The sequence below is a fragment of the Corallococcus sp. AB049A genome (assembly GCF_003668885.1).
In the GTDB taxonomy this organism is placed as follows: Bacteria; Myxococcota; Myxococcia; order Myxococcales; family Myxococcaceae; genus Corallococcus; species Corallococcus interemptor.
The window spans coordinates 1-9,805 of the sequence record NZ_RAWL01000332.1 but is presented as its reverse complement, the minus strand read 5'-3'; the positions used below and the strand labels follow the sequence as shown (position 1 = coordinate 9,805).

At 68.8% G+C, this 9,805-nt stretch carries 13 protein-coding genes and 1 pseudogene; 3 read left to right on the top strand and 11 right to left on the bottom strand.

Going from position 1 to position 9,805, the window contains the following annotated elements:
• Window positions 1-330, top strand: a 330-nt coding sequence (locus tag D7X55_RS43555; protein ID WP_158626436.1) for a hypothetical protein, incomplete at its 5' end; no start/stop codon positions are given.
• 60 nt (window positions 331-390) lie between these two features.
• On the opposite strand, the gene D7X55_RS28710 is transcribed toward D7X55_RS43555, so the two are convergent.
• From D7X55_RS28710 to D7X55_RS28660, 11 genes are all read right to left on the bottom strand, one after another.
• Window positions 391-786: a LysM peptidoglycan-binding domain-containing protein gene (locus D7X55_RS28710; RefSeq protein WP_120550617.1), complete on the bottom strand. Its 396-nt coding sequence runs from the start codon at window positions 784-786 to the stop codon at window positions 391-393.
• 110 nt (window positions 787-896) lie between these two features.
• Window positions 897-1,841, bottom strand: coding sequence for a hypothetical protein (locus D7X55_RS43550; protein WP_120550618.1), 945 nt, complete (start codon window positions 1,839-1,841; stop codon window positions 897-899).
• Window positions 1,842-1,924: 83 nt separating this feature from the next.
• Window positions 1,925-2,308 carry a hypothetical protein gene (locus D7X55_RS28700; protein WP_121724715.1) on the bottom strand — a complete coding sequence of 128 codons (384 nt, stop codon included), beginning with the start codon at window positions 2,306-2,308 and terminating at the stop codon, window positions 1,925-1,927.
• A gap of 115 nt (window positions 2,309-2,423) precedes the next feature.
• Window positions 2,424-2,975, bottom strand: a complete 552-nt coding sequence (locus tag D7X55_RS28695) for a hypothetical protein (RefSeq protein WP_120550620.1) — start codon at window positions 2,973-2,975, stop codon at window positions 2,424-2,426.
• 92 nt (window positions 2,976-3,067) lie between these two features.
• Complete coding sequence (locus D7X55_RS28690; RefSeq protein ID WP_120550621.1) at window positions 3,068-3,865, bottom strand: class I SAM-dependent methyltransferase; 798 nt, start codon at window positions 3,863-3,865, stop codon at window positions 3,068-3,070.
• On the bottom strand, window positions 3,855-4,631 hold the full coding sequence (locus D7X55_RS28685) for an SDR family NAD(P)-dependent oxidoreductase (RefSeq protein WP_121724714.1): 777 nt from the start codon (window positions 4,629-4,631) through the stop codon (window positions 3,855-3,857). Before D7X55_RS28685 ends, D7X55_RS28690 begins: the two co-directional genes overlap by 11 nt.
• A 190-nt stretch (window positions 4,632-4,821) precedes the next feature.
• Complete coding sequence (locus D7X55_RS28680; protein WP_120550623.1) at window positions 4,822-5,649, bottom strand: 3-keto-5-aminohexanoate cleavage protein; 828 nt, start codon at window positions 5,647-5,649, stop codon at window positions 4,822-4,824.
• The gene (locus D7X55_RS28675; protein WP_043323283.1) at window positions 5,646-6,008 is read right to left on the bottom strand and encodes a hotdog fold domain-containing protein; all 363 of its coding nucleotides are present in this window, start codon (window positions 6,006-6,008) and stop codon (window positions 5,646-5,648) included. Before D7X55_RS28675 ends, D7X55_RS28680 begins: the two co-directional genes overlap by 4 nt.
• Before the next feature lie 32 nt (window positions 6,009-6,040).
• Window positions 6,041-6,826 (bottom strand): OAM dimerization domain-containing protein, encoded by a 786-nt coding sequence (locus D7X55_RS28670; protein ID WP_014396340.1) that lies wholly within the window; start codon window positions 6,824-6,826, stop codon window positions 6,041-6,043.
• A gap of 4 nt (window positions 6,827-6,830) precedes the next feature.
• The gene (locus D7X55_RS28665; RefSeq protein ID WP_120550624.1) at window positions 6,831-7,310 is read right to left on the bottom strand and encodes a hypothetical protein; all 480 of its coding nucleotides are present in this window, start codon (window positions 7,308-7,310) and stop codon (window positions 6,831-6,833) included.
• Window positions 7,307-8,857, bottom strand: coding sequence for a lysine 5,6-aminomutase subunit alpha (locus D7X55_RS28660; RefSeq protein WP_121724713.1), 1,551 nt, complete (start codon window positions 8,855-8,857; stop codon window positions 7,307-7,309). The genes D7X55_RS28665 and D7X55_RS28660 overlap by 4 nt, the downstream gene beginning before the upstream one ends.
• Before the next feature lie 206 nt (window positions 8,858-9,063).
• Here D7X55_RS28660 and D7X55_RS28655 point away from each other — a divergent pair.
• A pseudogene (locus D7X55_RS28655) lies at window positions 9,064-9,459 on the top strand (catalase); the annotation flags it as partial.
• A gap of 53 nt (window positions 9,460-9,512) precedes the next feature.
• Complete coding sequence (locus D7X55_RS28650; RefSeq protein ID WP_233610124.1) at window positions 9,513-9,791, top strand: ankyrin repeat domain-containing protein; 279 nt, start codon at window positions 9,513-9,515, stop codon at window positions 9,789-9,791.
• Window positions 9,792-9,805: the final 14 nt, after the last annotated feature.

Below are 9,805 nucleotides of genomic sequence, written 5' to 3'. Positions count from 1 at the left end.
TACTACGACGGGAACCTGAACCGCGTGCTCTGTGAGCAGCGCACCAACGGGGCCAGCTGTTCGGGCAAGTGGATGGGCAGCGGCACCAACTGCTCCAACATGAAGTGCACGAGCAACACCGACCCCAACACCTGCACCGTGTCGGGCGGAGGCTCGGGCGGCACCTGCACGTCCACCTACCAGGGGCCCACCGGCGACGCGCAGGTCTACACGCAGTGCGCTTCGGTGTGGAACTACCGCTGCCAGCAGAAGAACGACAGCGCCGCGGACCAGAACTGCCTCGTCTACGACTCGCTCGAGGCCACGGTGGACTGCCCGTACTGCCCTTGAGCCCCCGGGCTCGGAGACCGGCGGGCCGCGCGTCAGCGGCCCACCGGGAGCACGGAAGACTCAGGCGGGATTGGCGATCGTCTTCGGCGGCAGCTTGAGGACCTGGCCCACCTTGATGTGGTCCGGGTCCTTGAGCTGATCCTTGTTGGCCTCGAAGATCTTCGTGTACAGCTTCATGTCCCCGTAGATGTCCTTGGCCAGCTTGCTGAGCGTGTCGCCGGACTTCACGGTGTGCAGGCCGTACGGTTCGGCGTGGGTCACGGTGAGCATGACCATGACCTCATCGTTCCACTTCGGGTGCTTCGCCTTGATCTGATCCCACATGCGATCGCGGTCGAAGGCGTGGTCGACGCTGCCCTTGATGACGAGCTTGCCGTTCTCCTCGCGCGTTTCGATCTTCGCGCCCACGTTCTTCGCCACGTCCAGCACATCCTGGTAGTCGTTCTGCAGGGCCATCCGGCGTCCTCCTGTCGTGAGGCCGCGAACTCAAGCACCCTGCCCGCGGGCCATGACGGGCCACCGGCAGGGGCCTGAACGAAGCTCAACACTGCGGCGCCGGGAGCTGTTCAGAGCACCACGTCCGCGCCGGGCTCCGGCTCCGGCTCGGCATTGAGGGACTCGGGCGGCGCGAAGGTGCCGTCCGGCCGCAGCTCGCGCAGGACCTGCTCGCGGCTCAGGCGCACGGCGCGGATGGTGCCGTCCGGCGACAGGGCGTAGACGAGGTCCTTGTCCGCCGCGCCCACGAAGAGGCCTCCCAGCGCGGGATAGAGCATCACCAGGGCCAGCTCCGTCTCCAGCGGCCCCGGGAAGAGCACGTGCGCGTGCGCGGAGAACGGAGGCCGCTCGCCGTCCGCGTCCGGCGCGACGGACACGGGAATGAGTCCCTGGTGCAGGGGCAGCTCCTGGAGCTTCTGGCGGCCGTCCTGGCTGAACTTGAAACGGAAGTCGCCGCCCAGCAGGTACAGGTTCGAGTCGTCGAAGCCCTGGAGCACGTAGACGGTGATGCCGCCGTCCTCCTCCACCACGACGGGGTTGAGCTGCTTGCGGCCATGCACCTGGAAGACGCGCTCGCAGGCGGTGCTCACGGCGCGGGCCAGGGCGTCCATGCCTTCGGGCAGGGACGCGACGGGGAAGTCCTCCATCTCGCCGGAGAACTCGATGGGCGCGCGGTAGGCGTACGCGGGGACGAACGCGTCCTGCGCGTTGAAGCGGCCGAACACGGCGTACCAGGCGTTGCCACGCGGCACCGTGAAGAACCAGTTCATCCGCGCGCGGTCGAGGTCCGGACGCGCGAGCAGCAGGTCCGTGGCGCTGATGGCGCCCTTCTCCGATTCAACGATGTACCGGGCGCGCTTCTGCACGCGCTGGAGCTCCCCGTCCGCCACCAGCACCACCGGTGACTCCGGAGTGGACTCGGGGGCCTGCGCCGCCACCGGAGCCTCCGTCGCGCCGGAGTGCGCGCGGCAGCCAGCGGTCAAGACGACGAGGGCGACGACGAGACTGCGAAGCATGGAGGCTCCCGCGGACGAAAGGGCCCGGTCAGTCTGTGCCGGCCGGGGCCCTCGCGTCACGTCCCCCACTCACGGCGGGGACCTCAGGCGCCCTGCTGCGTGGGCGCCAGCGCCGCCCGGATCTTCTCCTTCAGGGCCTTGCGGCGCTCCTTGAACCGCGCGCGCGTGGCCTCATCCACCTGGCCGTTGCTGGAGGCGCGCGCGGCCTTCATCTCCTCGTGCAGCTGCTTCGCCTCCGCCTTGAAGCCATCCGCCTGGGCCTGCGTCAGGCGCCCTTCGGCGACCTGCTTGTCCAGCCGGTGCTCCATGCGGCCGAACTTGTGGCCTCCGCCGTGCTTGCCCCGGCGCCCCTCGCACTGGCCGGCCTGGTTGGCGGAGCCGGACGGCGCGGCCGTCTGCGCGAGCACGGGCACGGCGAAGAGCAGCGTGGCGACGGCGGTACCGCGAAGCATGGACTTGAGCGACATGGTGTGTGGACTCCGGGTTCAGGTCAAAACGCTCCGGGAGCAGCCGTGCAGCCTGCTTCCCGTCGCGCTCTGACACTCAAAACCCCGGAGCCCACGGAAGGTTAAATCGCTCCGGTTACTGGCAGTCCGAGAGGCTGTAGGTGAAGTCCTGGCGCGGCGTGTGGCCCGGGTCCTGGTTGATGGCCGCGATGCTCAGGTCCGTGTACGACACCGTCTGCGTGCCGCCGATGACCATCTGCGTGCGCTGCACGCGCGTGGTGGACAGCACCACCTTGCCAATGGAACCGGTGGGCTCGACGCGGTAGCAGTTCATGATGCGCGGATCCACCGTGGAACGGCGGCACTGCGTGTACTGCCCCAGGACCGTGCGCTTCTCGTACGTGCAGCGGCAGTCCCAGGGGTCATAGGCCTCCACCACCGTGGCCGCCTCGTAGCCCGTGGCCGTCTGCACCACCTCCAGGTAGCTGCCGTCCTGCGGCTGGGTGCAGCGCATCAGCGTGTCACCCACGGCGCCCTGCTTCACCTCCGCCAGCGCCGGCTCCACCTTCACCTCGGCGCCCGCCTCGATGGCCTGCAGCGGATCCCTCGCGTCCGCACCCTCACAGCCCAGGCCCAGCATCGAAACACCCAGCAACACGACCGCGGACAGACGCAGCGACAGCTTCATGGACGGCTCCTACAAAAGGGGGGGATGTCCGGAGGGACCCGGACATCCCTTCTGTAGGCTCTCGCGGGGGCCGGGCGCAACGATCGTCTGCGTCACGAACGCGATACGGGCTTCAGGGCGCGCGTCGCCATGAACGTGGCCATGAACGTGGAGAGCAGGTCGCTGTTGCCTTCGTACTTGTCCTCGAACAGGTGCGTGAGCACGAAGCCCGCCGCCATCTGTCCGCCCAGCTGATCCTCCAGCGAGTGGCCCACGCACATGGGCTCGTTCTTGTCGCTGTACCGGCGGCGCTCCTCGTCGGTGAGGCTGGTGAAGTCGGAGTACGGCATCGTGTACTTCAGCCGCATCACGCCCTTCTCTTCTTCAACCGGATCGAAGAGGTAGCGCACCGGGTCGCAGATGCCCGACAGCAGGACGCCGCCCGGGCGCAGCACGCGGAAGGCCTCGCGCCACACCGGGAGGATCTCCGGCGCGAAGCAGTTGGAGCACGGGTGGAAGATGAGGTCGAAGCTCGCGTCGGCGAACGCGGACAGGTCGCGCATGTCGCCCTCCACGAACTTCATCGCCAGGCCCTCGCGCTCGGCCACCTTGCGGTCCTGCCCCAGCTGCGCGGACGAGAGGTCGAACACGGTGACGTTCGCGCCCGCCGCCGCGAACACCGGGCACTGCTGGCCGCCGGCGCTCGCCAGGCCCAGCACGTCCTTGCCCTTCAGGTCGCCAAACCACTCACGAGGCACGGGCTTCGTCGGGGTGAGCACCACGCTCCAGTCCCCCCTTCGCGCGGCGGCGATGACCTCCGGGGACACCGGCAGCGTCCACTTGTTGCCGCGCCCCACCTCGCCGTTCCACGCGTCGCGGTTGTACGTCCGCACATCCAGGTCAGTCTTCATGCAGCACCCGTCCTTCCATGCCTCCGGCCACGGTGACGACCTCACCCGTCACGTGCCCGGAGATGCGATCCGACGCGAGCGTCACGACGACGCGCGCCACGTCCTCTGGCTGCCCCACCTTGCGCAGCGGCATCGTCCGCGTGACGCGGCCCACGAACTTCGGGTCCGTCAGCTTGTCGCGGTTGCGGCCCACTTCCGTCCAGCCCGGGCACACCACGTTGACGCGGCCCATGGGGGCAATGCGGTGCAGCTCGTTCTTCAGGCTCTTCACGAAGCCCGCCGCCAGCGCGCCCTTGGCCGCCGCGTAGTCCGTGTGGCCCGCCTCACCAAAGAGGCCCGCGGTGGAGCTGATGATGACGATGGCGCCCGTGCCCGTGGTCTCCACGTGGCGCAGGAACGCGCGGCAGCTCAGGAACACGCTGTCCAGGTTCTGCGCCAGCGTGCGGCGCCAGCGCTCCAGCGACATCCGCCACAGCGGCTCATCCGGCGCGGGATACACGCCGGTGTTGCACACCAGCACGTCCAGCCGGCCCAGGTCCCTCACGGCCTGCGGCACCAGCGCGTCCACGTCCGCCTCCACCGTCAGGTCCGCGCGCACGGCCGCGCCACCCACCTCGCGCGCGAGCGCCTCCGCCTTCTCCTGGCTGCGGTGGTAGTGCACCGCCACCTTCGAGCCCTCGCCCGCGAACGCGCGCACCAGCGCGGTGCCGATGCCGCCCGCGCCACCCGTCACCAGCACGCCCTTGCCTTGCAGTCCCGTGTCCATCGCTTCGCGACTCCTCGTGGGCTCCCGTCAGAGCGGGAGGAATGCGCGGCATGATGCCCGAGCCGTCCCGGGGGGACAGCCATGCGCTGCAGGCCGGGCAGCGGGACGAAATGCGCGTGGGGTTCCTGACAAAAACGAAGGCCCGGGGCGTCATCCGCTCCCGGGCCTCGATTCACGTCTGCTGGAGTCCTCAGCCCAGGCGCAACAGCTGCCGGGCCTGCTCCGGCGTCGCCAGCTCGCGTCCAGCGGCGCGGGCCCGCTTCGCGGCCTCCGCCACCAGCTCGAAGTTGCCCTTCGCGAGCACGCCCTTGGACAGGTAGATGTTGTCCTCCAGGCCCACGCGCGCGTTGCCGCCGCGCTTCGCGGCCTCGTCCACGAACGGCAACTGCTGGCGCCCCACGCCCGCCACCGTCCAGGAGCTCCCCTCCGGCAGCGAGGCGATCATGAAGTCCAGCACCTCCGGCCGCGCCTGGAGCGTGCCCGGGACGCCCAGCACGAAGTCGAAGTGCGCCGGCAGGTCCACCAGCCCCTCCTTCGCCAGGTAGCGCGCCTCGTCGATCATCCCGACGTCGAAGCACTCCAGCTCCGGCTTGAGGCCAATGCCCTTGATGCGCTTCGCGATGTCGCGCACCAGCGGCCGGGGGTTCCAGAACACCTCTTCCCCGAAGTTCACCGTGCCCGTGGTGAGCGTGGCCATGTCCGGCTTGTCCGCGCCGGTGAGCGTCAGCCCGCCGCACCGCTCGTCCACGCCCATGCCCACCGCGCCGCCCGTGGACACCTGGATGAGGATGTCCGTGCGCTTGCGGATGGCTCGGATGGCCGCGCGGAACAGCTCCGCGTCCTGCGACGGCTTGCCCTCCGCCGTGCGCACGTGGATGTGCACCATCGCGGCGCCAGCCTCGCGGCACTTCACCGCGTCCTCGGCGATCTCCTCCGCGGTGATGGGCAGGTACGGCGTCTGCTCGCGCGTCGTCTCCGCGCCCACCATGGCCGCGGTGATGACCATGGGCTTGCTCATCGCTTCACCCGCTGCTTGTCCTTGGGCACCACGCACGTGCCCGAAGCGCGGCACACCACCACCGCCTCCGGCAGCACGTCCGCCGCCGAGTCATTCACGTCCGGCCGGGGCTTGATCACCTTGCGGGCCTCGAAGCGCATCTTCCGCGACGTGTTGCCCTCGGAGATGATCTCCCCTTCCGCCTCGATGAAGTCGCCCGCGTACACCGGGGCCAGGAACTCCACGGAGTCATAGGCGCGGAACAGGCCCTCGTCGCCGTCGGAGCGGATGCACAGCTCCGTGGCCACGTCCCCGAACAGGCCGAGCATCCGCGCCCCGTCCACCAGGTTGCCGCCGTAGTGCGCGTCATGGCTGCCCATGCGCAGCCGCAGTACCGCCTTCGTGCCAGTGCTCACGAGGGTTCCCCCTGGTAGTGGGAGTCCGCGGACTCCGTGCCTTCCTTCTTCATCACCGCGTGCACGATGTAGTTCGCCACGTCGGACGGCTTGGTGCCCGGCCCGAAGCCCGCGTCGAAGCCCAGCTCCAGGGCCAGCTTGTGGTCCACGCGCGGGCCGCCCAGCAAGAGCAGCGTCTTGCCGTGGATGCCCGCCGCCTTCGCCGCGTCGATGAACTGGCGCGAGTTGTCCTTGTGCACGTCGCGCTGGGTGACGACCTGGGAGACGAGGATGGCGTCCGCGTGCTTCGCGGTGGCCTTCTTGATGAGGTCCTCGTTGGGCACCTGGCTGCCCAGGTTGAACGCCTCGAAGCCGGGGTAGCGCTCCAGGCCGTAGTCGCCCGCGTAGCCCTTCATGTTGAGGATGGCGTCGATGCCCACCGTGTGCGTGTCCGTGCCCGTGCACGCGCCGAAGACGACGATGCGCCGGCGCACCTTCTCCTTGATGAGCGCGTTGAGGTCGTCGAACCCCATCTTGCGCACCACCACCTCCGGCACGTCGATCTCCGCGTAGTCCAGCGTCACGTTGGAGCGGGCGTAGACGACGAAGAACGTGTACTGGTCCGCCGCGCGCTCGGCGGCGGCCACCTTCACGTCCGTGAAGCCCATCTTCTTCGTGAACTGGGCGGCGGCCTCCTTGGCCTTCTCCGACAGCGGCACCGGCAGCGTGAAGGACAGCTGCACCATGCCGTCGTCGCGACGGTCGCCGTAGGGGCGGATGATCTGCTTGCTCGGCTTCACCATCGAACTACCCCTTCTTGGGCGGCGTGAAGCTCACGCTGGTGCCCACCTTCTCCGCCACGGCGGCGAAACGGTCCTTCTTGCCCTGCTCCATGTAGAAGACCACCGACCACGTCGTCTTCCCGTTGCAGCCCACGTACGTCACGGTGTCCACGTTGCCGCTGCCGTCCGGCGCCGCGTCCGTGTCCGTCTTCGTGGCCGCCGGCTGGCCGCCGACCTTCAGCATCGTCCAGCTGTCGCCGCCGATGCTCGCGAGGATCTTCGTGCGGCACAGCTCCGCCTTCATGCCCGCGGTCTGCACCGTGCCCACGTCCACCAGGAAGTACGCGTCACCCGACGGCGCCAGGAACTTCTCCGAGCCGTCCACGTTGGAGCGCGTCCACGCCGCGGGCGCCTTCAGCGCGATGTTCTTCACCGTCACGCTGCTCAACGCATCCGCGCTGCCGCCCGCGGCCATCATCACAGCCACGAAAGTACCCAGGATCATGACGCCTCCAGCATTTCCAGGAACGGGTTGAAGTAATCCGGCGCCTTCTCCAGCACGCCGTCCAGGCCCTTGCCACCGGTCTCCTCGCGCTTCACGTCACCGAAGCGCCCCTTGCCGATGGCCGCCACCATGCCGTCGGAGTGGCACTCGCGCAGCAGCTCCTCCGCCTTGGCGAAGACCTCCCGCGCGCGGTTGGCGATCTTCCCGTCCTCACGGACGGTGAACTCCTCGTCGATGCCGCGGGCCGCGCGGTGGATGTACGACGCGGACTTGAGCGCCACGTACCGGTCCGCGAGCAGCGGCGTGTGCATGGCCTCCGTCATCATGCCCAGCAGCTGGATGCCCTGCCGCGTCCAGATGGCCACCAGGTCCGCCATCACGTCGTACGCGTGGCTGAAGAAGATGTCCGTCTCCTTGTGCTTCGTGGGCGGCATGTACTTGAGCGGCGCGTCCGGGAAGCAGCGGCGCACCAGCATCGCCTGCGACAGCTCCAGGAGCAGCGTGTCGTCGCGGTACGGGTCGATCTCGTACGAGTGCCCGATGCCCAGCTGCCAGTCCTTGAGGCCCGCGCGCTTGGCGAAGCACTCGTTGATGAACTGGCTGGCGATGACGGTGTGGGCCGCGTCGTACGCGTCCGCGGTGGTGATGTAGTTGTCCTCGCCGGTGTTGATGATGATGCCGGCCAGGGCGCAGATGCGGCGGCTGAAGTACTGGTCGATGAACGTCCGCCGCATGTTGATGTCGCGGAAGAGGATGCCGTACATCGCGTCGTTGAGGAGCATGTCCAGCCGCTCGTACGCCGCGCAGAAGGCGATCTCCGACATGCACAGGCCGGACGAGTAGTTGGTCAGCTGGATGTAGCGCTTGAGCTTGCGGCTCTCGTCGTCCAGGGCCTCGCGCATGACGCGGAAGTTCTCCTGGGTGGCGTAGGTGCCGCCGTAGCCCTCCGTCGTCGCGCCGTGCGGCACGTAGTCCAGCAGCGACTGCGCCGTGGAGCGGATGACCGCGATGACGTCCGCGCCCGCCTGCGCCGCCGCGCGGGCCTGGTCCACGTCGTCGTAGATGTTGCCGGTGGCGACGATGACGTACTTGTGCGGCGCGGGGGACATGGGGAACTGCTCGCGCAGGGCGTTGCGCTGGGCGATGCGGGACTTGAGCTCCGTCATCGCCGCTCTCGCCTCCTCGCGCACGGCGTCGCGCAGGTTCGCTTCCATCTCCGGGGACAGCGCGCCCAGCTTGTCCGTGGGCAGCGCGGTGATGCGCTCCACGGCGTCCAGCGGACTGCTGGCGCCCAATTGCAGCGCGCGGCCGTACCAGTACGCCGCGCCCCGGTTGAGCACCCCGGCGGACTTCAGCTTGTCCACCATCAGGTTGGCCAACGGTACGCCGCGCGCACCCGCGCCGGAGATGCCAAAGAAGCGCAACACGGTGCGCTCATTGGAAACAGTGGTGTTGCGTTGGATGAGGTCGAAGATCGGATTGACGATCTCGTCCGCCAGCTTGCGCGCTTCAGCAATCCGCGCGTCGTCGATGAACGGGCCTGACATGCGCGCACCCTACCCGAGCGCAGCGTCCTTCGGCTCAAGAACGCGGCCCCTCGCACCGCCAGCAAGAGATGCCGCACCGCGCCTCTTGAATGGCGAGAAGCATCACGCGAACACCACACCGAAATATCGTTACCACCCACCACACCGAAAACCCGGTGCGTCCACCGAAAGACCGGTGGCGGCGATGCCTGCCGAATCTTCAACCCATTGAAAACACAGGAGACACCAACCCGGCACGGTGCGTGCTCTTGGGGCTGTCCGGCCCCTGGGGCGGCATCCTCCTGGAGGACTTCGCCCTCATCGAGAAGCTCGCGCGCTTCGACCGTGAGCGCATCCCGGAGCGCGTGGTGCACGCGCGCGGCGTGGGCGCCTACGGCACCTTCGAAAGCTACGGGGACTTCTCCAGCCTCACGCGCGCGTCCGTCTTCTCCCAGAAGGGCAAGAAGACGCCGATGTTCGTGCGCTTCTCCACGGTCATCCACTCCAGCGGCTCACCGGAGACGCTGCGCGACCCGCGCGGCTTCGCGCTGAAGTTCTTCACGGACGAGGGCAACTGGGACCTGGTGGGCAACAACCTGCCCATCTTCTTCATCCGCGACGCATCGACGCCGGAGCGGACGCGTGCGCGGGCGACAGCCGGGGCAACACCGCGCTCATGGGCGCCGCCTTCAAGGGCTACGCGGACGTGGTGAAGCTGCTCAACGCCCAGCCCTGCTCGGTGGACCAGACCAACCGGCTGGGCCAGACGGCGCTGATGTTCGCCGTCCTCTTCGGCCGCACGGAGGTCGCCGACGAACTCCGCCACCAGGGCGCCTCCCCCGCGCTGCGCGACGCCAGCGGCCGCTCCGCCGACGACTGGGCCCGGACCCAGACGCCGGAGGCCCCCGTCGCGCCCGCCCAGGTCCTGGAGGCCCCGACCGCCCGGGTGCGCTGAGGCCTGCCCCGGGG